Here is a 23,984-nt window from a genome sequence, read left to right on the forward strand (position 1 = left end):
CGGGGCACTGATCTCCCCTTGCTTTTCAAGCATCTTGTCAACTAGCATTGGGAATACTTCTCAATTAGATGCACGCCCGCGCCATGAGCCAAACCCACTCCGCGAACAACCCGAGTCACCTGCGCGCGATTGAGGCCCTGTACAGCGGGCATCACAGCTGGCTGTACGCGACGCTGAAAAGAAAACTGGGCAACGCCATGGATGCGGCGGATCTGGCGCAGGACACCTTCACCCGTATCCTGGCTTCACAGGTCACGGTAATCGAGCAGCCTCGCGCCTACTTGAGCTGCGTGGCCAAGGGCATCCTGATCAACTGGTACCAGCGCAAGGCGCTGGAGCGCGCCTACCTGGAGGCACTCGCCAATGCGCCCGCACAGGATGTGCCGTCGCCTGAATCGCACTTCATGGTGCTGGAAACCCTGCACGAAATCGACGCCATGCTCGATGCCCTGCCGCCGCTGGTGAAGCGGGCGTTCCTGCTGTCGCAGATCAACGGGCTGAAATACGACGACATCGCCAAGCAACTGGACGTCTCGCTGATCACCGTCAAACGCTACATGAAGCAAGCGTTCCTGCACTGCATGATGATGGTCGAATAGATGCGCGCGCTGCGCAGAGAGCCACCGCTGAATCCCGACGTGCTTGAAGAAGCCGCCGAATGGCTGATGCGTTTGAGCGACAACGGGTTGAGCGACAACGAGCGTGCCGAGTGGGAGCGCTGGAAGGTCAGCAGCCCCGAGCGCGATCGCGCGTGGTCGCGGGCGCAATTGCTGCAAAGCAAGCTGGGCGGCTTGCCGTCTTCCCTGGCGATGTCGGCGCTGGATCGGCCAAGCAATCCGGAGCGGCGTGCAGCCCTGGGTAAATTGGCCCTGCTGCTGGCGGTGATACCGGCGGGTTGGGGCAGCTGGAAGCTGGTGGAGTCAGGCCGATGGTCGTCCGACTACCGCACGGCCGTGGGCCAACAACGCGAATTGACCCTGGCCGATGGCTCACGCATCACGTTGAATACCGACACCGCCATGGATGTGCTGTTTGATGGCCAACAGCGGCTGATCCATCTGCGCGAAGGCGAAATACTGGTGCAGACCGCACCGGATACCGCTTCCGTCCCCCGCCCCTTCCTCGTCATCACCCGACAGGGCCGCATGCAGGCCCTGGGCACGCGCTTTACCGTGCGTGAACTGGGCCCGCGTACCCAGCTCGCCGTACTGGAAGGCGCAGTGAAAGTGGAACTGGCCGAAAACCGCCAAACGGAGCCGCTGATCGTCAACGCCGGGCAGCGCACCGACTTTTCCTCACAGACCTTTGGAGCGCTGACTGCCGCCGGTCGCTACGTCGGTGCCTGGGCCCAGGGCATGCTGATGGCGGACAAGATGCGCCTGGCGGATTTCGTTGCCGAGCTGGCGCGTTATCGTCGTGGTTTTGTGCGCTGCGATCCGGCCATTGCCGACCTGCGCGTCTCGGGTGCCTTCCCGATCAGCGATACCCAACGCACCTTGAACATGCTGGTGCAAACCTACCCGGTGCTCGCCACCGGCCATTTGAACGGGTATTGGGTCACGCTGTCGCCCGCCTGACGCCGCGAAGGCAAACCTCGCAAAAAAATAAAGCGTTGCCAGGCTGATACTTTTTTTGATCTCAACTGGCAATGAAGGAACAGCCACTTCCTCTCGCCACAGGGCCCCCCATTGATGCCGGTCATTCGCAGCGCGTTGCTCAGCCTGACCCTGATCGGTGCGGCCTGCCCTTTGGCCTGGGCGGACGCGCCGGTGCAGCTGGATTCAGTGACCGTGCGCGCGTACAACCTTGCCCCCGGACCGCTCGGCGCAACCTTGTCGAGCTTTGCCGTGGAGGCCGGCATTGCCTTGTCCTTCGAGCCGTCGATCACTGAAGGGTTGATCAGCCCAAGGCTTTCTGGAAATTACTCGACCCAGGCGGCAGTCGCGCATTTGCTGGCCGGCAGTGGCCTGGACATGCTGCTGCGCAACGACGGCAGCTACACCTTGGCGCTCCGCAGGGTCACCCTGGCGCAGACCACGATCAGTGGCCACGACCAGCCGGCCGAGACCTTGCCCCCGGTGTACCCGGGGGGCCAGGTGGCCGCGGGAGGACGCCTGGGCATGCTGGGTAATATCGATGTAACGGACGCCCCCTTCAGCGTCAGCACTTACACCTCGGCGCTGATCAAGGACCAACAGGCAACGACCGTGGGCGACGTGCTGGAGCGCGATTCGTCGGTCCGCGCCACCGGGCAGACCGGCGGGATTGTCGATTCTTTTTTTATCCGTGGGTTTCCGGTCGGCGAAGGCAACCTCGGTGAGCTGGCCTTCGACGGTGTCTATGGCGTGGCCTCCAACTATCGGGTGTTCACCGAATACGCCGAACGCATCGAGGTCGTCAAAGGACCGAGCGCACTGCTCTACGGCATGTCGCCCAACAGTGCCGTCGGCGGGGTGATCAATGTGGTGCCCAAGCGCTCCCTGGATGAAGACTTGACGCGGTTCACCGCCAGTTACGCCCAGGATGCGCAACTGGGGAACCATATCGACATCAGCCGGCGCTTTGGCGAGGAACGCCGATGGGGGGTGCGGGTCAACGCCAGTGTCCAGCAAGGCAACACCGTGATCGACGACCAATCGCGCGCCGTCGGGCTCGGCGCCGTGTCCCTGGACTACCGGGGCGATCGCCTGCGAGGCAGCCTGGACCTGATCTCCCAGCAAGAAAAGTTCGATGCGGCATCTCGACCGTTCCTGATCGACACGGGCGTGGAGATGCCTTCCGCCGCCAATGGTCGGACCAATGTGAGCCAAGACTGGGGCTGGTCCGAAACCCGTGATAAATCCGCGTTGCTCAGCGGTGAATACGACCTCACCGACGCCTTGACCGTCTTCGCCCATGCCGGTGGCGGCAGGTCGGCTGTCGCGCGCATGTCCGACCAGACCCCAACCCTCCTCAACGCCGCCGGCGACACCGCCTCGACACCCGGCTATTACAAGTTCAACGTGCAGCGCTACACTGTCGATGCGGGCACGCGCCTACGCTTCGACACCGGGCCGGTCGGCCACGTCACGGCCCTGCAAGTCTCGCGTTATCGCGATGAGTTGTCCCGTGGCATCACATCCGGCGCGGTCATCCTGTCGAACATCTACCACCCGATCGATCAGCCCAAGCCCTCGATTGCCGAGCCGGATACGCCAAAGGTCTCCGCGACGCAATTATCCGGCATCGCCATCGCCGACACCCTGTCGGTGCTCGAACAACGCCTGCAGGTCACCTTCGGCCTGCGCAGACAGCATATTGAGTCGAGCAACTACAACGCCTCCGGTACGCTGAGCACGTCGTATGACGGAGGCAAGACCACGCCGCTGTTCGGGGTGGTGGTCAAACCCTGGGACCATGTGTCGCTCTACTACAACTACCTTGAGGGCCTGAGCAAGGGCGACGTCGCCCCGGCCAACGCCGCCAATGCAGGCCAGATCTTCGCCCCTTACGTTTCCCGGCAGCAGGAGATCGGGGTCAAGCTCGACTACGGCACGTTCATGGCGACCCTGGCGCTGTTCCAGATCAAGAAGCCCAGCGGCGAGTTGTCGGGCGGGACGTTTTCGGTGCAAGGCGAACAGCGCAATCGGGGCATCGAGCTGAACCTGTTTGGCGAGGTCGCCCCAGGCGCGCGCCTGCTCGGGGGAGTGACGCTGCTGGATGCGCAGTTGACCAAAACCGGCATTGCCGCCAACCGAGGCAACACTCCGGTCGGCGTGCCGGATGTACAAGCCAACCTCTGGGCCGAATGGGACATCCCCTGGGTCGAGGGGCTGACGTTCACCAGTGGCGCGATCTATACCGCCCGCCAGTACGTCAACCAGGCCAACAGCCAACAACTGGATCCCTGGACCCGCATCGACCTCGGCGCACGTTACACCACGCGTATCGCACAGCGGCCGACAACGTTCCGCGCCACGGTGCAAAACCTGTTCGATCGCGAGTACTGGTCGGGTGTCGCCTCTTATGGAGCGTTTTCCCAGGGCTCGCCACGCACGCTTTTACTCTCGGCCACGGTCGACTTCTGACACCTGCAAAGGCTTTAACCATGGTTACCATCGTTCGACGCAGCCACGCCTTCGCGGCGCTGTTAGTGGCTGGCTTGCTCGGGGCTTCACTGCCCGCCCCCGCCGCCGAGGCGGATACCGCGCGCCGTACCGTCACCGACCTGCTCGGCCGCGAGGTCAAGGTCCATCTGCCGGTCAGGCGGATGATTCTCGGGGAGGGTCGCCAGCTGTACCTAGTCGCCGCCCTGGATACGCAAAACCCCATCGAACGCATCGTCGGCTGGCGCAAGGATCTGATCCAGTCGGACCCGGACACCTACGGAGCCTACCTGCGCAAATTTCCCGCCATTGCCAGGATTCCCACCTTTGGCGGTTTTGAAGACGGGACCTTCGACATCGAACAAGCGATCGCCCAACACCCCGACGTGATCATCCTCAACATCGAGGCACAGCATGCCACCGAGGATGCGCGCTATATCGAGAAGCTCGATGCCCTGGGCATACCGGTGGTGTACGTCGACTTTCGCAATCAACCGATGCAGAACACCGAGCCGACCATGCGCCTGTTCGGCCGGCTGTTGGGCAAAGAAGCGCGTGCCGAGGCTTTCATTGATTTTCGCAACCGGCAGATCCGCCGGGTGACCGACGTGATCGCGGCGCAGCAGCCTGTGCGCCCCGCGGTGTTTATCGAACGCATCGGCGGTTACACGGACGATTGCTGCCTGAGCTTCGGCAACGAAAACTTCGGGCTTTTTGTCGACATGGCCGGTGGCAACAATATCGCCAGAGGCATTATCCCCAGCACCTTCGGCCAGTTGAATCCCGAACAGGTCATCGTCGCCAACCCGGCGCAGGTGGTAGTCACCAGCGCCAACTGGGAGGCGTTCGCCCCTGGCGGCCATTGGGTCGGCGTCGGCCCGGGCGCCGACATGACGCAAGCCCGGCACAAACTGGCCTGGTACACCCAACGGCCAGCCTACGCAGGGATCAAGGCGCAGGACAACCAGGCCTTTCATGCGATCTGGCATCAGTTCTACAACAGCCCTTACCAGTTCGTGGCCATCCAGCAATTGGCCAAATGGTTTCATCCCACGCTGTTTGCCGACCTGGACCCCGAGGCCTCCTTTCGCGAGCTGCACGAGCGGTTTCTGCCGGTACCTTACGAGCCGGGCTATTTCGTCAGCTTGCGCACCCCCGAGGTCAAGCCATGAGCGCACCGAGCGACACCCTGGTGGTGCAGCGCGAGACCTACCGTCGCCTGGTGCTGCGCAAGCGGCTGATCCTCGCCGGGCTGATGACGCTGCTGCTCTGCAGTGTCCTGCTTGACCTGGCCCTGGGCCCGGCGAGTTACAGCCTGCGCGAAGTACTCGGCGCACTGTTTTCGCCGGACGACGCTTCGGCGCAGGTGCGCGTGGTGATGTGGGATATCCGCCTGCCTGTCGCCCTGATGGCGGTTGCCGTGGGCGCGGCATTATCACTGGCGGGTGCGCAGATGCAGACCATCCTCAACAACCCGCTGGCCAGCCCCTTCACCCTGGGCATTTCTGCCGCCGCCAGCTTCGGCGCGGCCATGGGCCTGGCGTTTGGCGTGGCCCTGTTCCCATTGGCGGCACAGTACATGGTGCCGGTGAACGCGTTCGTCATGGCCATGCTCTCTGCCTTGCTGATCCACTTCCTGAGCATGCGCCGCGGCGTCACCGCTGAAACCATCGTGCTGCTGGGCATTGCCCTGGTGTTCACGTTCAACGCGTTGTTGGCCCTGGTGCAGTTTTTTGCCACCGAGCAAGCCGTGGCGGCCGTGGTGTTCTGGACCATGGGCAGCCTGACCAAAGCCACCTGGCCAAAACTCGGTGTGATCTGCCTGGTGATCGTGGTCACCCTGCCGATTTTCGCCAGGCGCGCCTGGGCCCTCACAGCCCTGAGGCTGGGCGACGACAAGGCCGCAAGTTTCGGTATCAACGTGCGCAGCCTGCGCTTTCAGACGTTGATCATGGTCAGCCTGCTCGCCGCGTTTCCCGTGGCCTTCGTCGGCACCATCGGTTTTATCGGGCTGGTCGGCCCGCACATTGCGCGGATGTTGATTGGCGAAGACCAGCGGTTCTTCCTGCCGGCGTCGCTGCTGACCGGCGCACTGATTCTGTCCGTCAGTTCGGTGGTCAGTAAGACCCTGATTCCGGGCGCGATCTTTCCGATCGGCGTGGTCACATCGTTGATCGGCGTGCCGTTCTTCATATCTCTGATTCTCAGCGGGAAGAAAAACTCATGGTGACGATCCAGCTGGAGAACCTTGGTGCCCGCTACGGTCAGCGCACGATCATCAGCGGTGTCACGACCGGCGCATTTATGGGTGGCCAAGTGGTCGCGGTGGTCGGCCCCAATGCCGCCGGCAAGTCCACCCTGTTCAAGCGCATGGCAGGCTTGATCGACGGCCCCGGCCGGGTGATTCTGCAGGGCTCGAAAAAGGGCATCCGGGGCATCAGCTACATGCCGCAAGGCTTGAACGGCAGCGCTCGATTGACGGTGTACGAATCGGTGCTTCTGGCACGTAAACAACTGTCGCCCGGCTGGGTCGTCCACGATGATGAGCTGACGCTGGTCGACGAGATATTGCAGGCGCTGGGGATCACCGGCCTGTCCTTTCGCAACCTCGGCGAACTCAGCGGCGGGCAGCAACAGCTCGTGTCCATCGCGCAGACCTTGGTGCGCGAGCCGGAGATCCTGTTGATGGACGAACCCACCAGCGCCCTCGACATGCACCGCCAGGTCCAGGTGTTGGACTTCATGCAGGCATTGGCCCGCCGGCGTCGGGTCATTGTGTTCATCGCCATCCATGACCTGAACCAGGCGTTACGTTTTGCCGATCAGGTGCTGGTGATTGCGGACGGTACCGCACAAGGCAGTGGCGCGAGCCGTGAGGTCATTACAGAACAGATGCTGCGCACTGTGTATAAGGTCCAGGCGCGCATTGAACAGTGCAGTCGCGGGCAGCCTCATATCCTGATCGACGATATTGTTTGAGGGCCGCGAGCACTCCAGCCTGCTATTCCACGGCCGCACCGGCCATCAGTGCCTGGGCTTCGATGGGCGGCGCATCCGGATAGTGTCAACGGGTAACTTGATCCCGAGGTCGAACCGCGCGGATCAAAAGTCGTCCTTTACGTTGCCATCGTTGATCTTGAACTCCCGGTGTTGCAGATAAACGCTTCGAATGAAGTTGTATTTATCCCCGGTGATGAGCTTTTCAGATTTCATGTATTGAGCGCGTCCGTCGATCATGCCCAGGCCGTACAGGCTATTACGCGTCGGAACGTCGCCGATGTAACGAACCGGGTTGGCGTAGATATCGGGAAAGATGGCCGGCGCATCGCGAAGTGTGCTGGGCCCCAAGAGCGGCAGCACAAGATAAGGACCACTACCTACCCCCCAGTAACCGAGGGTTTGACCGAAATCTTCGTCATTGCGCTGCAGCCCCATGGGCGTCGCGACATCGACCAATCCTGCCAGGCCAATGGTGCTGTTGAGTAAGAAGCGGCTCGTATCAACCCCGGCGTTATAGAACTTGGCTTGAAGTAAGTTGTTCGCCAGGTTCTTGACCTCCCCCAGATTGTTGAAAAAATTATGCACGCCGTCTTGCGCAATGCGCGGAGTGACAAATTGATATCCCTGGGCAAGGGGTTTCAGTGCGTAGGTATCCAGCGTGTCATTGAATGAGAAAATGGGTCGGTTGATACGCTCCCACGGGTCCTTGTCGGAATCCGCCTGGCAAAGGGCTGAAAGCGTTATGAAACTGGCGCAGGTCAGTACCTGAGCGCAACGGCTTAAAGTGGAACGAGATGCACGCATGTTGATTTCCCATTGAATGAAGTCAGCCGATTTGACGCGCGCCAGCCGTTCCATCGCGGCGATTGTGTGTGCAAGAGACAGGGCTATTAATTCCAACCGCCTCCCAACACTTTGTACAACGTGATGCGGTTACTCTGCTCGGTCAGACGCAGGGTGATCAGGTCCTGCTGGGCGCTGTAGAGCGAGCGTTGTGCATCCAGGGCTTCCAGGTAGCTTTGCGACCCGCCCCGGTACAAGGCGTCCGAGAGCTCGAAGCTCTTGCGGCTGGCGTCGGTCAGCGCCTGTTGCGCGGCGATCCGGCGATCCAGGGTGCTGCGCACGGCCAGCGCGTCGGCCACTTCGCGGAACGCGGTCTGCAGGGTCTGCTGATAAGTCTGTATCTGGATGTCACGCTCGACCTTGGCCGAATCCAGGGTCGCGCGGTTACTCCCGGCGTCGAAAATCGGCACGCTGATGCTCGGGGCAAAGGTCCAGGCACCGCTGCCGGATTTGAACAGGCCGGCCAATGCCGAGCTGGACGAGAAGGCCATCCTGCGCCGCGGGCCCCAACTGCTGGCCAGCTCAGCGCCGCGCCTGCTGATCGACGAAGCGCAATATCGCGCCTCGATAGACGGCATCGCCCTGGACCTCACCCCCCTGGAGCTACGGCTGCTCAGCACCTTCGCCCGCTCTGCCGGCCGCGTGTTTTCCCGTGACCAACTGCTCGACAAGATCTACTCCGACCACCGCGTGGTCACCGACCGCACCGTGGACAGCCATATCCGCAACCTGCGGCGCAAGCTGGAGCAGGCGTGCCCAGGGGAAACGCCCATCGAATCGTTGTATGGGGTCGGTTATCGGTTTCAGCTTTCCGAGGCCTGATACCTCGGAATAATACACATCGGCACCGTCAACGAGGCGCAAGCGGAACGCCTGCAACCATCTCCAGATACCGGAGCACGCTAAACCTAGGTCAGATTCAACCCGCCGTCTGAGAGGAGTATCTCGCCGGTCAAGTCGTCCGACTCGACCAGCATTACAACTACCGCATAGGGAATAGATGCGCCCTTAGGACGGATACCGGCATGCGAACTGATGTTTACGACGCAACCTGCTCGACGGTAACAGGCGGCATCGCGCAATGCCGACTCGGCAACGCGACTAGGTGGAACGGCGCCACGACATTAACCTCGTTAAGTTCGTGCCACCACTAACGGGTCCGCAGCTTCCCCTCGGTCAAGTTTTTTGACGGGGACTAAGCCTCCAAAAAGCCAGCGACCACTGTCCAGTAAGATCAGTGTAGAACGCAGTGTTTCTAATCCAATGAGCCGCGGAGCGCCGGGGAGGCAGTTTTTTAGTATGGATTTCTCTCGCTCAAGCCAGGCGATCCGAGCTTCCAGCTCCTGAATGTTCTGCTGCTCTGGGGTCAGCGTCTTGCTCTGCGGCGTGACGCCTTGGGGCCCTTTCTGAACCTGGTCAACCCAGCGGCGCAGCGCTGACTCACCAATGCCGAGTGAGCGGCTGGCTTCGATAAGGCAATGGTTTTCAGGTTGCTGACAGGGTAAACCAACGGCTCGTATTCAGCGCATGGCGACCAGCTTGACGCCGAACCCCAGCAGGCAAACGCCGGCCAAGCGCTCCAGCAGATTGGCGATGCGCGGGTTGGCCCGCATGCGCTGAGCGAGCTTGTGGGTCAATAGGACGGCTATCAAACCATAGAGGAACGTCACCACCGCTACGGTCGCGGCCATGAACGCGAATGTCACTATGCCCTGATGCTTCACCGGATCGACAAACAACGGGAAAAAGGCCATGTAGAAGATGATCGCCTTGGGGTTGAGCAACGTGATCATCATGGTCTGACGCAGGAAGTGGCCGTTATCCATTCGGCTCTTGCGCGGCGCGGCCCCAGCCTGACTAAACAACATTCGCAGGCCCAGCCACGCCAAGTACGACGCACCCAACCATTGAATGAGATGGAACGCTGCCGGATACGCGGCCAGCAGGGTTGCGACGCCAGCGACCGCCAGCCATAAGAGCACCTGGTCACCGAGTATCACTCCGCACGTCGCAGCCAAACCCGCTTTTATCCCGCCTTTGCCGGTGGCCGTGATGAGGGCAAAATTGCCGGGGCCAGGAATGGCCAGGACGATAATGAAGGCGATGATGAAAGCGCCATAGTCGGTCACGCCAAACATCGGTTATCTCCCGCGCAGGATGGTTTTGGACGCAAAACCTATCATCAACCTCGCCTCAATATCTAGCGATGCAAGTGAGAAAACCATCCAGAAACTATCGGCAAAAGCGATCGGCTGCGCTTCTCGTCGCGAGGAGCCAACGGTATTGGCAGCCGCCCGAGCGACTGCCAATGGCCCGTCAATGACTCAAATCAATCACCATGCGGCCTTTGATTTTCCCTTGCTGCATTTCATCGAAGATCTCATTGATATCTTCGATCGGACGCAGTGTCACCTTCGGCACCACCTTGCCTTGCGCGGCAAACTCGAAGGCTTCTACGAGGTCTTGTCGAGTACCGACCAGCGAGCCGACCACCTCGATCCCGTCAAGCACCAACCGAGGAATATCGAGACTCATGGCTTCAGGCGGAAGCCCAACTGCGACCAAGCGTCCACCGGCACGCAGGGCATCCACCGCAGAGTTGAACGCGACCTTGGCGACGGCCGTCACGACAGCCGCGTGAGCTCCGCCGACCTTCTCCTGGATAACTTTTGCGGCATCCTCGTTGCGGGAGTTGATGACCAGGTCAGCGCCCATTTCCCTGGCGAACTGCAGTTGATCATCGTTGATGTCCACGGCGATCACTCGGGCGTTGAATACATTTTTTGCGTACTGCAACGCCAGATTCCCCAGGCCGCCCAGCCCGTAGATCGCAATCCATTGCCCAGGGCGGATATTGGAAACCTTCACGGCTTTATAGGTCGTTACGCCAGCACAGGTCACGCTGCTCGCCGCCGCAGAATCAAGCCCATCAGGCACTTTCACCGAGTAGTCGGCGACGACAATGCACTCTTCGGCCATTGCGCCATCCACGGTGTAGCCGGAGTTTTTTACGTTGCGGCAGAGTGTCTCGTTGCCGCTGTTGCAGTATTCACAGTGCCCACAGCCCTGGAAGAACCAGGCTACGCTGGCCCGGTCACCAGGCTTCAGAGAGGTGACGCCTGGTCCTACCTGCTGCACGATACCGATGCCTTCATGGCCTAGGATCACTCCGGTTTTATCACCGAAATCGCCGTTCTTGACGTGCAGGTCGGTATGGCAGACCCCGCAGCACTGCATTTTAAGGAGAGCCTCACCATGTTTCAGAGGCCGTAATGTTTTTTCGATCACATTCACGCGTTGCCCTTGGGCAACAACAGCAGCTTTCATGCTTATCTCCTTGTATCCGTGAGTGAGCTTGCGTTACAGCGGGCCCAACAAATGCCAAAGCAGTACAGCACCACCCTTCCAGCGCTCCGAAGTCTGGCGCAATGCCCGCCACCCGGCCCCAGGGTCGGGGAGTCAATGGATGCTATTGCTGCGCCATCGGGTCGCCAACGCTACCGGTCTTATGGCACAAGTCGCGCAAAAGGGGGATGCCTATTAGTCAGGCAACCCGCGCAAGGACGCCTCTTCTTTGCCTTTCTATGACAAAGATCAACAGGAGACGCTGATCGGCAGATCATCGTGGCCGCTTTCAGTGACCGTCGCCGCCGCCCTGAACGTCAAGTGAGCTCCCCGATCTCTCGGGTCTGGGTGGGCCTGCGACCTTTGGCTCCATGTTTGAAACCTGTTCCTCGTGTACCTTCGGCAGGCCCGGCATATGCACTCAGCGGCGGGTTGGCCATTTAGTCGAAACGGTTCTGGAGTAGCTTTTACATGGCATACGCAACAATCAATCCCTATACGGGCGAGACACTGCATACCTTTCCCGATGCGACCGATGCAGAAGTCACCGCGGCCATCGGCAAGGCCCATGAGGCTTTCCTGGCGTGGAAGGACACCTCTTTCGCCGAACGTGCGCGCATCCTGCAGAATGCGGCCGATATCCTGCGCAAGGACAGCGACGCCTTTGCCAGGGTACTGACGCTGGAGATGGGCAAGCTGTTTGCCGAGGCGAAAGCCGAGGTCGAGCTGTCGGCAAAAATCTTCGAATACTATGTGCGCAATGCCGAAACCTTGCTCAAGCCGGAGAAACTCCCGGTCCTCGACCCTGCCGAGGGCGAGGCGGCTCTCGTCTGCGAACCGCTCGGCGTGCTGCTGGCGATCGAGCCGTGGAACTTCCCTTATTACCAGATCGCCCGCATTCTGGCGCCGCAGCTTTCTGCCGGTAATACCGTGCTTCTCAAACACGCAGCGAATGTGCCGCAAAGCGCCGCTGGCTTTCAAAAGTTGATGAAGGATGCCGGCCTGCCTGACGGCGCCTTCCGTAATCTGTACGCCACGCGTTCGCAGATCGAGTTGATCATCAACGATGCCCGCGTGCAGGGCGTTGCCTTGACCGGCTCGGAAGGCGCCGGTGCGGTGGTTGCGTCGCAGGCGGGCAAAGCGCTGAAAAAGTCCACCCTGGAACTCGGCGGCGCCGACGCCTTCGTCGTGCTGGCCGACGCGGACCTGGCGAAAACGAGCAAATGGGCGGTGTTCGGCCGGCATTGGAATGCCGGGCAGGTCTGCGTGTCCTCCAAGCGCATGATCGTGGTCGATGCGGTCTATGACGACTTCCTCGCGCTCTATCGCAAGGGCGTCGCGGAGTTGGTGGCCGGCGATCCCTTCGATGCGAAGACGACCCTGGCACCGCTCTCCTCGCAAAGCGCGGCCAATGAGGTCAAGCAAAAGATCCTCGAAGCCGTGAAGCTTGGCGCCAAGGCCGAAGAAGTCGGGCCGCCCGTGCCTGTCGATGGGGCATTCGTGCAGCCGACGATCCTGACCGATGTCGCCGAAGACAACCCCGCTCGCTACTGGGAGTTCTTTGGCCCGGTGTCCATGGTGTTCCGCGCCAAGGATGAAGACGATGCAGTGCGTATCGCCAACGACTCGCCGTTCGGCCTCGGCGGTTCGGTGTTCACCTCGGACACGGCGCATGGCGCAGAAGTCGCGAAGAAAATCTCCACCGGCATGGTATTCGTCAACCATCCGACCAAGGTCGAAGCCGACCTGCCTTTCGGTGGCGTGCGCCGCTCGGGGTACGGTCGCGAGCTGATCGGGCTCGGGCTCAAGGAGTTCGTCAACCACAAGCTCATTGTCGTGGTCGATATCGACGCCCCGTTCTGAGTTCAACAGCGCTCTTTGTCCCAAGAAACCGAAATCGAGGAGACCTGACAGGATGAACGTCATCGGGATAGACCACTTGGCTATTCGTGTCAGCGATCTGGACCGCTCCAGGGCGTTCTACGATCAGGTACTCGGTTTCTTGGGATTCACCATAGAGTGGGAGTTCGACCGGGTTATTGGTTGGACCAATGGCGAAACCCTGTTCTGGATCACCGAAGCCGATGCCCAGGGGCGCAAACACAAGCACCGGACCGGCGATGTGGGCTATCACCACTATGCGTTCGAGGTTGCCGCGCGCGAGGACGTCGATGCGCTCTACGTGTTCCTGCTGGATCAGGCGGTTACGATTGTCGACGCGCCCGCTGACTATCCGGATTATGGCGAGGGCTACTATGCGGTTTATTTCCTCGACCCCGATAATCTGAAGCTCGAGGTGATGTTCTTCCTGGAAAAACAAAAGCGGCGCTTGCTTGGAAAATCGCGAGGAAGTGATCGCCGGGAATAAAGTTTCTTCATTGGCATACACGCTTGAAGATATTGATAAAACGAGCGTGCTAGGCCAGTACCCGCGCAACGATATTGTCTATGACTGACATAGTCCTTGATCGCGTTCTGTTCGCCTTGCCCCGGCACCGCGCAAGAATGGCTTCAGCTCAGGTAGCAAACGAGTATTGAGCACGTCATGGGGCTCCAGCCAGGCTCGACGGGCCTGAGCGACCCCGAAACCGAGCGTTTCAGTCACTACTTCGAGTCCGTGCCAGCAGATCAATTCGATGCCATGATCTGGATTGAGCACACCAAGCCGGTTGCCGCGCTGCCGTGGCCGAAAACCCAACACCTGGAACCAGAAACCTATCCGTTTGGTGTGTGATGCTGAATGCAGCCCTCTCAGGGGTGCGGGGACTGCAGGTATTTTTCAAACCATTCGCCAGCGAGTCGGGCGACTGTCTCCAGGGCGCCAGGCTCTTCGAATAGATGCGTGGCGCCCTCCACGACTTCCAGTCGTTGCTCGCACCGCAGGGCCCGGCTGCTTTGGCAATTCAAGTCGAACACCACCGGGTCCTGTGCGCCGACAATCTGCAAGGTCGGTGCCTTCACCCGGGCCAGCGCCGGTCCCGCCAGGTCGGTCCGCCCACCCCGGCTGACCACCGCCCCGACCACCTGCGCACGCTCGGCCGCCGCCACCAGTGCCGCGCCAGCGCCGGTGCTCGCGCCGAACAGTCCAATCCGCAGCAAGCGTAATTGGGGGTCCCGAGCGGCCCAGTCGATGACATCGATCAAGCGTCTGGCCAACAGCGGAATATCGAAACGCAGCTCCCCGGTCAAGTTATCCAGGCGCTGCTCCTTTTCCGTGAGCAGGTCAAACAACAGCGAACCCAAGCCCCGATGGGCCAGTACATCGGCCACATATTGATTACGCGGGCTCAAACGGCCACTACCGCTGCCGTGTACGAAAACGACCAAGGCGCGGGTGTTGGTCGGCAAACGCAAATCGGCGTCCAGTTCAACGCCCGGCAGGTCCATGGATCGTGATATTGGTTTAAACATCAAGATGCTCCGTCCGCGAGCCTGGCAGCGGCAATCCTCGACCGGCTCGATCGATCGACTGCACCCGCATCGCGTCGTCATTAAGGATTTGTATACCTCCGCTGGCAATGGCGCCCATGGCATATTCCGGGTGTGAAGGCACGCCGAGCTTGCGTACCAGCATCAGGTCCAGGCGAACCTTCAGGGCTGTGGCGACTTCATAAGCCACCGGAACACCGCCCCGGGGCAACGCGAGAATGATGACGTCAGACCTGTTGGCGTATTTGAGCAAGGGTTCCACCAGTCGTCGACCGGCCTCGACGCGGTTTGGCAAGAGGGTTTGCAATGAGGGACTAAGGATCACGAGGACCTCCTCCGACGATAACGCCTGTGATTTCGGAATAGGCGGCCCTCGCCGCGCTAGATAGCCAGAATGCTGCAGGACACCTGATACAGGAGATGTTCGGTGGTGCTGCCCAGCAGCTTGTCCAGTCCGTGGGACTGGACCTTGCCCATCACAATCACATCCATATGCTGCTCATCGGTGAACGCATGGAGCACCGCGACAGGCTGCCCTTCGATGAAATGCCGCCGGTCGGCAGGCACGCCATAACGGTCGGCCAGTTCGAGGAATGACTTTTCATGACCTTTGCGCAATTGCCTGCCAAGGTCTGAAATTGTCAGGCCCCCGCCGCCCATATCGCCCAGGTACACCATGGAAATGTCGCAGGCATACAGCAAGTGCAACTCGGCCTGACACTGGATGGCGAGACTGGAAGCCTGCTGGATGATCCGTTCATTGAGCTCGTTGTCCTGGGCAAGGGTATTGGAGGCGTCGACCGCCGCCACGATCTTGCGCGGCAAGGGCAGGTCGTCTTCGCTGAGCAGATAGACCGGTATCGGGCAGTGACGCAGTAAACGCCAATCCAGCGGGGTGATGAATGCACGCTTGAGTGCCGGTTCGCGCTGCACCTGTTTGATCAGCAGGTCTGGCTGCATTTCTGCGACGTAATCGAGAATCTCTTGCTGAAGGTCGTCGGCCCACTTCGCTTCAGCCGTCACTTCGATACCTTTATTACTATCACGCAGATGAGCCGCCTGGTATTTGAGCCAATCACGATGATCTTGCAGATAATTTTCGCGAGCTTTTTCCCGGTCACCCTCTTCGAGCAGCGACAACAGGTTCCAGGTAGGGATCAAGGCAGCAATGTGCAGGCTCGCACCGCTGACCTTGGCCAGAGCGGCAGCATGGTTCATGGCTTGAGACCGGCGCAGCGCCGGGTTGATGATCAGCAATAACCGTTGATACTGGCTCATGATCGGACTCCATGGGCTTGCACGTTTGTCATTGCCCGCAATGGCGGACAACTGTCGTGTTCACCGCCGAACCGAGCACCTTCTTTATGAACTCAGAATCCTCCGTCGATGCGGCCTTGGAGTTGATTTATATCAAGTGCCCGGGCAAGCAATACATTCACTCGCGACAGCTTGTGCCCACACCTCTGGCGCCACCGCCGATTCGCGTCGGTTGAAAGGATCGGGCGTTGGATTGATCGCGATTGATCAATATCAATCTTGCCAGGGTCAGCCGGTCTACATTGACCCAACATGCACTCGCAAGGGTGCGGCGCCTCAGGAGTTCAGACTCGCCGATTGCACACGTATCTCATGGCATACGCCTGCTGCCGTAGCCGGCACCGCATGACCCCATGTTTCCCGAGCAGGAGAAAGCAATGACGATCCTAGTGGCAAGTCAACGGTTGCGCCTGTATGACAGTGATGAGCTGGATGTTGTGTTGCAGACGATGGCGCGCAAGGCCGCCACCCTTCTGCCACCGACGCATACGGCACTGATAGGCATCGAACGCAGGGGCCAGCCCCTGGCTCAAAGGTTGCGCGAGTACATTGCGCGTCAGACCGGCCGGCCGGAACTCCCTGTTTACCCGCTGCAGGTCAAGCGCTACGCCGACGACCTGCAAGTGCTGCATACCTACACGCAATTGACCGAAAACCCGGCCCTGGGCAGGTTGGATCTGGCCAATACCACGTTTCTGGTGGTCGATGATGTGCTCTTCGAAGGCCATTCCCTCCTGCGCACTTGTGCATATCTGGCACAACTGGGGGCTCGTCGGGTCCATACGGCGGTACTGGTCGACCGGCATGTCCGTCAGCAGCCGATCCGGGCCGACATTGTCGGTATACACCTGCAAGTCGCCGCCACTGATATTGTCGAATGCAACGTACCGCCCTACGAACAGGCCTTTTGCATAGAAGTGGTACGACACGGCGCCGCCCGCTGACGGTGGAAGCGTTCAGGGCTTCGCCGAGTCACCGGGCTTGAGCGGTGGAGAACGCTCGGTGCCAACAATTCAGGACTTAAAAGCACTGGACGGTGCTGGATGTCAGTGGTTCCCGCCGGAACGAAAAAAGGACCCGGAGGTCCTTGTTTCGATCGCTGACAGAATTCCACTGAATTCTGTAGCGCTACGTTTGGAGCGGGAAACGAGACACTCGTTTCCCGCGCAATTCGTTGATTCCAAATAGGTTTTAGGTACGCCTCGTTGGTTTACGTTGTGTACTACTTCGGCAAAGCTGGCAACCCCTACCTGAAAGGCCGATAGCCAGCAGTGCAGAGATGTCCGTGGAACGCTGCACGGAGTATGCCCAACCCACTCGCAAGACCTCTAACCACATCCACCGCCGAAAGACGCCCGCCAAAGACAGTCAAAACTGACAGATTATTACACCAGCAGTTGTAGGACGTCTCTTGATCGTCCACGCCCTATTGAAGCGCCAAATCTTGTCTGCCTAGAGTGGCGACAGCTGTAGGACTGGCGTTGCAGCTCTCAACCAATATAGATAGAAGAGTGCATGCGATGAGTGGCGCCATTTCGAACAGAGCCACCCACACAGAACCAACACCTACCGCCTCGCCCGAAAACACCCTTGAATCGACGCCTACTGGCACCAAACCTGAACCGCTGCTTGCAGATCCCGAATTCGACCTGCGCGGCGTGGCCTGGAACCCGCTGTGCGATGCCGCCACGCCGCTGATCGGCCTAGTAATTCGCCTGCGTCGTTTAGACCGGCACGACGATGTGTCCGCACTGTACCAAAGCGTCAGCAACCAGATCACCACGATCATGGAAGAAGTCAACCAGCTCGACTACGACGCCGGCATGCTCAAGGCCTACTCCTACAGCCTGTGCCTGCTGTTGGATGAGGTAGTCATGAGCACTACCTGGGGCAAGTCCTCCACTTGGAGTGCACGCTCACTGCTCAGTCAGTTTCATGAGGAAACATGGGGCGGCGAAAAATTCTTTACCGTCATGAACAACATGATCCCCGAAGCGGCCAGGTACCAGCATGTGCTGGAGTTCATGTACCAGTGCCTGATCTCCGGTCTCAAAGGCAAATATGGCGCCCATGCCAAGGGCGATGACGAAATACAAAAAATCATCGACCAGCTGCACGGTCTGTTGCGCCCCCTGCGCGGCGAAACACCCAAGCGCCTGACCGACCCGTTGACCAACGTTGTGCCACGTAACTACCGGATCAAACGTACGTGGCCATTGTGGACGCCATGGGCACTGGCCGCCGCCGTACTAGGCACGGCTTACACGATCTATACCCTACGACTGAACGCCATCACCCAAGAAGTCCTTGCCTCACTGGACAAAATTCTCAAGCTCTAACTCCCATGTGAAAGCCATAAGGAGGCTCTATGCCTACCGTCGTTTTGGTCGGTCACGACCATGCTTGTCCAACGTGTGGCCCAGTCACTGTCGCCAGTGGATCAGGGAGCTTCACTGTCAATGGCCGGGCTGTTGCCCGCGCTGGCGACACACTCAGTTGCGGTGCCGTGATCATCAGCGGCTCGCCGTCAATGATCATCAACGGCAAAGCCGTGGCCCGCGTCGGTGACACCACCGACCACGAAGGCGTGCTGGAAAACGGCGACGACAGCTGGTTGATCAACTGACCCACACTCACCACAAGGAGGTTTCATGCCCCGTCAAAGCGACCTGCGTTACACCTTCCAACCGCTGCGGGGCGATCCCTTCGAAGTGGTCTCGTTCACCCTTGAAGAAGGCCTCTCCCAACCCTTCAAACTTGAGCTGGAGCTGGTCAGTCATCACCCCGCCATCGACTTCTACCGCATGCTCGACCTGGCCGCCGTGTTCACCATTTGGCGCGACGACACCCCGGTGCGCTACGTGCATGGTTTGGTCAGCCTGTTCCAGCAGGGCGACACCGGCTTTCGCCGCACCCGCTACACCGCCGTGGTCGAACCGACTCTGAAGCGTTTCGATCTACGCTCCGACTGGCGCATCTTCCAGGCCCAGACCGTGCCCGACATCATCACCAGCATGCTGGCCGAGCAGAAACTGACCGACATCCGCAGCGAAATCTGCTTCGAACACCAACCCCGTGAATACTGTGTACAGGCCGGCGAAACCGACCTCGATTTCATCGCTCGCCTCGCCGCCGAAGAAGGCCTGCTCTACACCTTCGAACACCGCGCCGACGGCCACACCCTCGTTCTTACCGACCGCGTCGGCGGCCTGGGCACCATCGGCACGCACACCGATTGCCCGGTGATCTACCAGCCCATGAGTGGCGGCGACGCCCTGGAACCGGCATTGACCCGCTTCCACTACACCGAACAAGTGCGCACCGCGCGCCAGGTGCAGCGCGACTACACCTTCACCCACCCGCGCTACAACCAGCAGCACACCGCCACCGGTGACCAGGACTTGAATAACCAGCACAAGGACTACGAACGCTACGACTATCCGGGACGCTACAAACGCGACATTGCCGGCAAGCCCTTCACCAAGACGCGCCTGGCCGCACTGCGCAACGACGCCAAGCTGGCCCATGTGGAAGGCGACGATGAGCGCCTGCAACCGGGATTGGCCTTCGACCTCAACGATCATCCCCGTGAGGACTTCAATGATCGCTGGCGCACCATTGCCATCAGGCATGAGGGCAAACAGCACACCAGCCTGCAGGAAGAATCCTTTGGTAGCGGCCTCGGTACGTCTTACTCGTTGAAGGCCAGCGCCATCCGTTGGACCTCCGATTGGAAGGCTCCGCTGCGTCCCAAACCCTGCATCGACGGCCCACAGATCGCCACGGTGGTTGGGCCTCCGGGGGAAGAGATCTATTGCGATGAATGGGGCCGAGTCAAGGTGCAGTTCCCGTGGGATCGCTCGGACAAAAACAACGACCACAGCTCCTGCTGGATCCGCGTCACCCAAGGCTGGGCCGGGGCGACCTGGGGCTCCATGGCGATCCCGCGTGTGGGTCAGGAGTTAGTGATCAGCTACCTGGACGGAGATCCTGATCAGCCGATCGCCACTGGGACCGCCTACAGACAGACCAACCTGCCGCCCTACCAACTGCCGAAACACAAGACGCGGATGACCATCAAGAGCCGAACCCATAAAGGTGAAGGTTTCAATGAGCTGCGCTTTGAGGATGAGCTGGGGCAGGAAGAAGTTTATATCCATGCTGAAAAAGACAAGAACGTCCACATCAAGCACAACAACACCACCTACGTGGGTAACGACCGAAGCGAGAAGGTCGAACACGACGAGCAGGTAGACATCGGCCATAACCGCAACGAGCGAGTAGGTAACGATGAGCACATTGCTATTGTGCAGGATCAGCATTTGGAACTGGGCCGTGATCGAATTCAGACGCTGGGGCGTAATCATCACACCAGCATCGGCGGGGACCGAGTCGAAGAAATTGCCAACAACCGGCATGATAAAATTGCCGCTGACCATAACATCCAGATCGGAGGCAGTGCTGAGCAATCAGTCCGGAACCGCTACTACCTGTCCGCAGGGCAATGCATTGAGCAAAAAACGACAGTGTTCGATGTCACATCGGGCGAACGCATTGTTCTGAGAGCCCCCGGTGGCAGCATCACGATTGATAGCGATGGCATTACCCTTGATGGGCTGACCATCAAGATCAAAGGCCCCGTCACCACAGATGCAATCGGTACGGGCAATCCGCTTGGCAGTCCACAATCGCCTCCCGCACCGCTTGGAGCATTCCTGGGACGTTACACGTTGCTGAAGAACGATCAACGTGCTTTCGCGGGCTATCGATATCGCATCACCGATGGAGCCACCCTACTCACCGAAGGCCTGACCTGCCCCCAAGGGGGAACTGACTGGACTGTTACCGAGGCATCCAAATCCGTGCAAGCTCATAAGGCAATCATGCGCGACGATCAGCGAATCACCGAAACCTGGCAGCCCTATCTGATGGCTTTCGACGATGAAGCCCCACCCGTAGAGACCAAGGCCATTTTTCCTGATGACTTTCTTGCTCAGCACAGTGGAGACCTCGACTGATGCCAGTAGCCCCCATTGCCCGTACTCTCGCTCACGTTATCGATAGAGCCTATCGGGCCTACCGAGCAAACCAGGCTTATGAAAACGCCAAAACCGCCGCCGAGTTAGCCCAACTCGCAGTAGAGATTAACGAGCGAAGAAACCAGATTAAAAAAATGCTTCGAGCAACTATTGAAGCAATGACGCGTGAAATCGACGTCAAAAGCTCCACGTTTGCCGCAGTGGACCGGGGTGGCAATAGCACGGTTTCTCGAAGAGGCAAGGAGAACTTGAATTTCAAGGAATACATTGAACGTAAAGTGCCTTTTCGCCCAGCCATTAGCCAAGTCTGCACAGTTGCTTTGCAACTGCCGATCAAAGTGCCACGCCGTATCAGCAAGAAAATTGCCGGCGATAAAATTGAGACCACTATTGAAGTCGCCCTAAAGCAGTTCACGGCTTCTCTGTTTTTTGAAGCCGTAGATGAGGCGCTGCAATGGCGAAGTTCACTCAAGGCCGAGCCCAATTACAACGGCACCAGCAAGAAAGCCTTACTGGGGATCCCTGCAACTCGTCCCAAACGGTTCGGCAGCGATATTCAGCCGTTTTGGCCACGGCCTGGAGGATTGCTAGCGCCTGATCTAGTCGTTGTTGAGTACCGACAAGAGCCATTCGAATCGGAAAATGTGTTTGCGGCAGTTGAGATCAAGTTTCCAGGGGATTGGGTAAAACAAAAACAGATCGACCAGTACGCTGAGCTTATGGAGCCGAGAACTGGCGTCAACCGAGAAAAAATTGGTCGGGAGAAAGTGGCCTTGCTACGCGTTCCGGAGGATTGCACTGGCTCTGAAACGGATAACAAACAGCCCCCGACATCCAAAGGCACCAAAAACAGGAGGTGAACGTGAGTACAACCCATGGTTTGTTTGATGAAGATGAGCGTGCTGAATTCATCGCAGAGCTCAAGGAGTGGCCAAACACTGATTGGGGTACGGATGATGCTCGACACAGTGTGAGCCCTTTCATCAACTTCTATTTCCCCCCTGCCCCAGACAAACACCAAGAAGAAGCGCTGCTGATGGTGGATATCCACGAAGCCTTTGAACAGCTCCTTGGCAAGCCTTACACCGTTGGCACCCATCCAATTTCGGAGCGCCCACACCCATATGGCTCGAAACGCCTGCCAAATCTGCGTGAGCAGGCCAGGAAAAGTTTCGACGACGAATCCTTTGTTTTTAATTTTACCGACGAAAAAAATCATGCCTCGTCACCGACGACAGCAGGATATTTCTGGCGCACATGGTTCAAAAAATACGAAGGAAGAAGAACCGCGTACTCCTCAATCACGTTTTATTACCGCTGGCAATGGTGGCTGGACAACCGCGAAGCGTGGCGCTGCTTTGTGCTCAAAACCATTGACCTGCTCAAGGCGCATCAGGTCTACAGTGGCTTCGCCATGGCCAACCCACTCGAATTTGGTACGCGATCAGCCGTTACCACTTGGGAGCGAGCACTAGCCCCCAACTTTCACGGCCTGGATATTGACTACGCCTTTAACATGCGCGGCGAACTGCTCAACGGCATTCGCCCCCCCACCTGGGCCTTCCTGCTTGCCGACCACTGGCGCGAAAAGCTTGACCTGACCCGCGAACAAGTGCATACGGCGCTGTCTCACCCACACATCAGCATCACCGAATTACAGAGCGGCCAATGGATTGAGCTGGGCGAACAGCCAGAATTGTATCCGGTCGAGCAAGGCGTGCCCGAACTGCCCATGCTCCTGAACAAACTGCTCAAGCCCATCCGCTACGACGATTTGGGATTGCTGGGCTTCGGCCAATGGGACGGCGACCCCAACGAACGTTTCACTGACGCTGACAGTCGTCGCTGGATGTCCCGCTTTGACGCCGACAGCGATTGGCCCACGCCAGCAATGCGCTTCATTGCTCCATCGCCCATGCCTTCCGCCCAAACCTCTACGCCAATGCCTCTTCGTATGGTAGCTGGAACAGCTTGTATTCAAGCCGGATGGTGGCTGGTTCCAGGGCAAGCGGAAACCCGGCGAGCCTTCAAACAGGGCGAGATCATGCCAGACCTCAATGCGGCGTCCACAGATGATTTGGTGACATGGCAGCGTGACTTTGATCAAACACCACCAGAGCCTGCCCGCCATGCCAATACCCATGATCCGGCTCCTCGCGCAGGGCGCTGGGAAGTTGAAAACGACCGCTTCATCGCACGCGATGTTCAGTTGAGCGAACCGCTACCCGCCCACGAAGGCCGAGTCGTGCGCTGGCACTGGACGGTCAGCGGCATGCGTGCGAACAGCGGTCAACCCTGTCCGTATCCGGGTGCCTGGGTGTGTGAGTATAAGCCGGGGAGTAAGCAAGTCATCGAGCATGGCGTTCTGATGCCGACAGTGGGTGGTGAGAGAGTCGTCTGGCTTTGGATGGGACTGGAGCCATCGTGATAGTGACGGACAGCGGCCCAATAAGACAATCCTCCAGCATCTAAGCCCCCCTTCACCAGCCAGTGGCAAGTGAACCGCAACGCGGTTCGCGCGCCAGTGGCCGACAAGGCCGTCAGGCCGCGTCAGCCTGAATTGGGTCATCTGTGCCAAAGAGTGATCGCGAGTAAGGGCCGTCACTGCCGCCGCAGTGACGACCCCCAGCAGCCCCGCAACAATGCGGCATCGCGCAGTTCCTATTTACGTTGGCACTGCATGACGATGCCCTGCACACTGAGCCTGCAACGACCTGCCGGTGGGTCTCATCACCGGAACCCCTGGCGCGGGCAGTAAGCGTCACACCGTGCGATTGACTCGCCGATGCCGTAGCCATCCGGTTGCCCAGAGCACAGGTTCCTGAAAGTGCTATCCCATCTCGGGAGGAACCATCCCAGATGCGCCCAGGTTCCACGCTGCGCATCGCCCCCTACCCACGGGGTGGAACCCTGTTCATCCATGGCA

At 59.4% G+C, this 23,984-nt stretch carries 19 protein-coding genes and 6 pseudogenes; 16 read left to right on the forward strand and 9 right to left on the reverse strand.

Annotation, left to right across the window (positions count from 1 at the left end):
- Positions 1-83 precede the first annotated feature (83 nt).
- The 6 genes from C5F70_RS13075 to C5F70_RS13100 all read left to right on the forward strand — a co-directional run bounded on the left by C5F70_RS13075 (position 84) and on the right by C5F70_RS13100 (position 7,064).
- On the forward strand, positions 84-599 hold the full coding sequence (locus C5F70_RS13075; protein ID WP_079445008.1) for a sigma-70 family RNA polymerase sigma factor: 516 nt from the start codon (positions 84-86) through the stop codon (positions 597-599).
- Complete coding sequence (locus tag C5F70_RS13080) at positions 600-1,577, forward strand: FecR domain-containing protein (protein ID WP_104903489.1); 978 nt, start codon at positions 600-602, stop codon at positions 1,575-1,577.
- A gap of 114 nt (positions 1,578-1,691) precedes the next feature.
- Positions 1,692-4,067: a TonB-dependent receptor gene (locus C5F70_RS13085; RefSeq protein WP_104903490.1), complete on the forward strand. Its 2,376-nt coding sequence runs from the start codon at positions 1,692-1,694 to the stop codon at positions 4,065-4,067.
- A 20-nt stretch (positions 4,068-4,087) separates the two neighbouring features.
- On the forward strand, positions 4,088-5,257 hold the full coding sequence (locus C5F70_RS13090) for an ABC transporter substrate-binding protein (RefSeq protein ID WP_104903491.1): 1,170 nt from the start codon (positions 4,088-4,090) through the stop codon (positions 5,255-5,257).
- The gene (locus C5F70_RS13095) at positions 5,254-6,315 is read left to right on the forward strand and encodes an iron ABC transporter permease (protein ID WP_046383977.1); all 1,062 of its coding nucleotides are present in this window, start codon (positions 5,254-5,256) and stop codon (positions 6,313-6,315) included. The genes C5F70_RS13090 and C5F70_RS13095 overlap by 4 nt, the downstream gene beginning before the upstream one ends.
- Positions 6,309-7,064 (forward strand): ABC transporter ATP-binding protein, encoded by a 756-nt coding sequence (locus C5F70_RS13100; protein ID WP_104903492.1) that lies wholly within the window; start codon positions 6,309-6,311, stop codon positions 7,062-7,064. Before C5F70_RS13095 ends, C5F70_RS13100 begins: the two co-directional genes overlap by 7 nt.
- Before the next feature lie 123 nt (positions 7,065-7,187).
- Here the strand turns inward: C5F70_RS13100 and C5F70_RS13105 are convergent, their stop codons facing one another.
- Positions 7,188-7,889, reverse strand: coding sequence for a VacJ family lipoprotein (locus C5F70_RS13105; RefSeq protein WP_104904560.1), 702 nt, complete (start codon positions 7,887-7,889; stop codon positions 7,188-7,190).
- An 86-nt stretch (positions 7,890-7,975) separates the two neighbouring features.
- A pseudogene (locus C5F70_RS13110) lies at positions 7,976-8,416 on the reverse strand (TolC family protein); the annotation flags it as partial.
- Here C5F70_RS13110 and C5F70_RS13115 point away from each other — a divergent pair.
- Positions 8,412-8,750: pseudogene (locus C5F70_RS13115) on the forward strand (winged helix-turn-helix domain-containing protein); the annotation flags it as partial. The pseudogenes C5F70_RS13110 and C5F70_RS13115 sit on opposite strands and share 5 nt — an antisense overlap.
- An 86-nt stretch (positions 8,751-8,836) precedes the next feature.
- Here the strand turns inward: C5F70_RS13115 and C5F70_RS30875 are convergent.
- The 4 genes and pseudogenes from C5F70_RS30875 to adhP all read right to left on the reverse strand — a co-directional run.
- Positions 8,837-9,075 (reverse strand): annotated as a pseudogene (locus tag C5F70_RS30875) (short-chain dehydrogenase); the annotation flags it as partial.
- A 145-nt stretch (positions 9,076-9,220) separates the two neighbouring features.
- Positions 9,221-9,400 (reverse strand): annotated as a pseudogene (locus C5F70_RS13120) (transposase); the annotation flags it as partial.
- A 48-nt stretch (positions 9,401-9,448) separates the two neighbouring features.
- Positions 9,449-10,066: a LysE family transporter gene (locus C5F70_RS13125; RefSeq protein ID WP_046383985.1), complete on the reverse strand. Its 618-nt coding sequence runs from the start codon at positions 10,064-10,066 to the stop codon at positions 9,449-9,451.
- A gap of 178 nt (positions 10,067-10,244) precedes the next feature.
- Positions 10,245-11,255, reverse strand: a complete 1,011-nt coding sequence (adhP, locus tag C5F70_RS13130) for an alcohol dehydrogenase AdhP (RefSeq protein WP_017847956.1) — start codon at positions 11,253-11,255, stop codon at positions 10,245-10,247.
- Between the two features lie 489 nt (positions 11,256-11,744).
- Between adhP and C5F70_RS13135 the strand changes: the two genes are divergently transcribed.
- From C5F70_RS13135 to C5F70_RS13145, 3 genes and pseudogenes are all read left to right on the forward strand, one after another.
- On the forward strand, positions 11,745-13,136 hold the full coding sequence (locus C5F70_RS13135; protein WP_104903493.1) for an NAD-dependent succinate-semialdehyde dehydrogenase: 1,392 nt from the start codon (positions 11,745-11,747) through the stop codon (positions 13,134-13,136).
- 52 nt (positions 13,137-13,188) lie between these two features.
- Positions 13,189-13,641 carry a VOC family protein gene (locus C5F70_RS13140; RefSeq protein ID WP_104903494.1) on the forward strand — a complete coding sequence of 151 codons (453 nt, stop codon included), beginning with the start codon at positions 13,189-13,191 and terminating at the stop codon, positions 13,639-13,641.
- A gap of 213 nt (positions 13,642-13,854) precedes the next feature.
- Positions 13,855-14,007: pseudogene (locus tag C5F70_RS13145) on the forward strand (erythromycin esterase family protein); the annotation flags it as partial.
- Positions 14,008-14,024: 17 nt separating this feature from the next.
- Here the strand turns inward: C5F70_RS13145 and C5F70_RS13150 are convergent.
- From C5F70_RS13150 to C5F70_RS13160, 3 genes and pseudogenes are all read right to left on the reverse strand, one after another.
- The gene (locus C5F70_RS13150) at positions 14,025-14,684 is read right to left on the reverse strand and encodes a dienelactone hydrolase family protein (RefSeq protein ID WP_026140150.1); all 660 of its coding nucleotides are present in this window, start codon (positions 14,682-14,684) and stop codon (positions 14,025-14,027) included.
- Between the two features lie 46 nt (positions 14,685-14,730).
- Positions 14,731-15,027, reverse strand: a pseudogene (locus C5F70_RS13155) (phosphoribosyltransferase family protein); the annotation flags it as partial.
- Positions 15,028-15,083: 56 nt separating this feature from the next.
- Positions 15,084-15,980: a universal stress protein gene (locus tag C5F70_RS13160; protein ID WP_046383989.1), complete on the reverse strand. Its 897-nt coding sequence runs from the start codon at positions 15,978-15,980 to the stop codon at positions 15,084-15,086.
- Between the two features lie 416 nt (positions 15,981-16,396).
- On the opposite strand from C5F70_RS13160, the gene C5F70_RS13165 reads away from it, so the two are divergent.
- The 6 genes from C5F70_RS13165 to C5F70_RS13190 all read left to right on the forward strand — a co-directional run bounded on the left by C5F70_RS13165 (position 16,397) and on the right by C5F70_RS13190 (position 23,486).
- Positions 16,397-16,963 carry a phosphoribosyltransferase family protein gene (locus C5F70_RS13165; RefSeq protein ID WP_104903495.1) on the forward strand — a complete coding sequence of 189 codons (567 nt, stop codon included), beginning with the start codon at positions 16,397-16,399 and terminating at the stop codon, positions 16,961-16,963.
- Positions 16,964-17,539: 576 nt separating this feature from the next.
- Positions 17,540-18,358, forward strand: a complete 819-nt coding sequence (gene icmH / locus C5F70_RS13170; protein WP_104903496.1) for a type IVB secretion system protein IcmH/DotU — start codon at positions 17,540-17,542, stop codon at positions 18,356-18,358.
- A 29-nt stretch (positions 18,359-18,387) separates the two neighbouring features.
- Positions 18,388-18,645: a PAAR domain-containing protein gene (locus C5F70_RS13175; RefSeq protein ID WP_026140151.1), complete on the forward strand. Its 258-nt coding sequence runs from the start codon at positions 18,388-18,390 to the stop codon at positions 18,643-18,645.
- A gap of 25 nt (positions 18,646-18,670) precedes the next feature.
- Positions 18,671-21,037, forward strand: a complete 2,367-nt coding sequence (locus C5F70_RS13180) for a type VI secretion system Vgr family protein (protein ID WP_046483805.1) — start codon at positions 18,671-18,673, stop codon at positions 21,035-21,037.
- Positions 21,037-21,918, forward strand: a complete 882-nt coding sequence (locus tag C5F70_RS13185) for a hypothetical protein (RefSeq protein WP_046483807.1) — start codon at positions 21,037-21,039, stop codon at positions 21,916-21,918. The genes C5F70_RS13180 and C5F70_RS13185 overlap by 1 nt, the downstream gene beginning before the upstream one ends.
- Before the next feature lie 2 nt (positions 21,919-21,920).
- Entirely contained in the window at positions 21,921-23,486 is a 1,566-nt protein-coding gene (locus C5F70_RS13190; protein ID WP_046483809.1) for a type VI immunity family protein, read from the forward strand.
- Positions 23,487-23,984 lie beyond the last annotated feature (498 nt).

It is taken from the genome of Pseudomonas sp. LH1G9 (assembly GCF_002949975.1).
In the GTDB taxonomy this organism is placed as follows: domain Bacteria; phylum Pseudomonadota; class Gammaproteobacteria; order Pseudomonadales; family Pseudomonadaceae; genus Aquipseudomonas; species Aquipseudomonas veronii.

Excerpts from the sequence above, each read along its gene's own strand:
- C5F70_RS13125 (WP_046383985.1), bottom strand. The coding sequence starts at position 10,066 with ATGTTTGGCGTGACCGACTATGGCGCTTTCATCATCGCCTTCATTATC.
- C5F70_RS13140 (WP_104903494.1), top strand. The coding sequence starts at position 13,189 with ATGAACGTCATCGGGATAGACCACTTGGCTATTCGTGTCAGCGATCTG.
- C5F70_RS13105 (WP_104904560.1), bottom strand. The coding sequence starts at position 7,889 with ATGCGTGCATCTCGTTCCACTTTAAGCCGTTGCGCTCAGGTACTGACC.
- C5F70_RS13180 (WP_046483805.1), top strand. The coding sequence starts at position 18,671 with ATGCCCCGTCAAAGCGACCTGCGTTACACCTTCCAACCGCTGCGGGGC.
- C5F70_RS13090 (WP_104903491.1), top strand. The coding sequence starts at position 4,088 with ATGGTTACCATCGTTCGACGCAGCCACGCCTTCGCGGCGCTGTTAGTG.
- C5F70_RS13100 (WP_104903492.1), top strand. The coding sequence starts at position 6,309 with ATGGTGACGATCCAGCTGGAGAACCTTGGTGCCCGCTACGGTCAGCGC.
- icmH (WP_104903496.1), top strand. The coding sequence starts at position 17,540 with ATGAGTGGCGCCATTTCGAACAGAGCCACCCACACAGAACCAACACCT.
- C5F70_RS13150 (WP_026140150.1), bottom strand. The coding sequence starts at position 14,684 with ATGTTTAAACCAATATCACGATCCATGGACCTGCCGGGCGTTGAACTG.
- C5F70_RS13185 (WP_046483807.1), top strand. The coding sequence starts at position 21,037 with ATGCCAGTAGCCCCCATTGCCCGTACTCTCGCTCACGTTATCGATAGA.
- adhP (WP_017847956.1), bottom strand. The coding sequence starts at position 11,255 with ATGAAAGCTGCTGTTGTTGCCCAAGGGCAACGCGTGAATGTGATCGAA.
- C5F70_RS13160 (WP_046383989.1), bottom strand. The coding sequence starts at position 15,980 with ATGAGCCAGTATCAACGGTTATTGCTGATCATCAACCCGGCGCTGCGC.
- C5F70_RS13075 (WP_079445008.1), top strand. The coding sequence starts at position 84 with ATGAGCCAAACCCACTCCGCGAACAACCCGAGTCACCTGCGCGCGATT.
- C5F70_RS13135 (WP_104903493.1), top strand. The coding sequence starts at position 11,745 with ATGGCATACGCAACAATCAATCCCTATACGGGCGAGACACTGCATACC.
- C5F70_RS13085 (WP_104903490.1), top strand. The coding sequence starts at position 1,692 with ATGCCGGTCATTCGCAGCGCGTTGCTCAGCCTGACCCTGATCGGTGCG.
- C5F70_RS13080 (WP_104903489.1), top strand. The coding sequence starts at position 600 with ATGCGCGCGCTGCGCAGAGAGCCACCGCTGAATCCCGACGTGCTTGAA.
- C5F70_RS13095 (WP_046383977.1), top strand. The coding sequence starts at position 5,254 with ATGAGCGCACCGAGCGACACCCTGGTGGTGCAGCGCGAGACCTACCGT.
- C5F70_RS13175 (WP_026140151.1), top strand. The coding sequence starts at position 18,388 with ATGCCTACCGTCGTTTTGGTCGGTCACGACCATGCTTGTCCAACGTGT.
- C5F70_RS13165 (WP_104903495.1), top strand. The coding sequence starts at position 16,397 with ATGACGATCCTAGTGGCAAGTCAACGGTTGCGCCTGTATGACAGTGAT.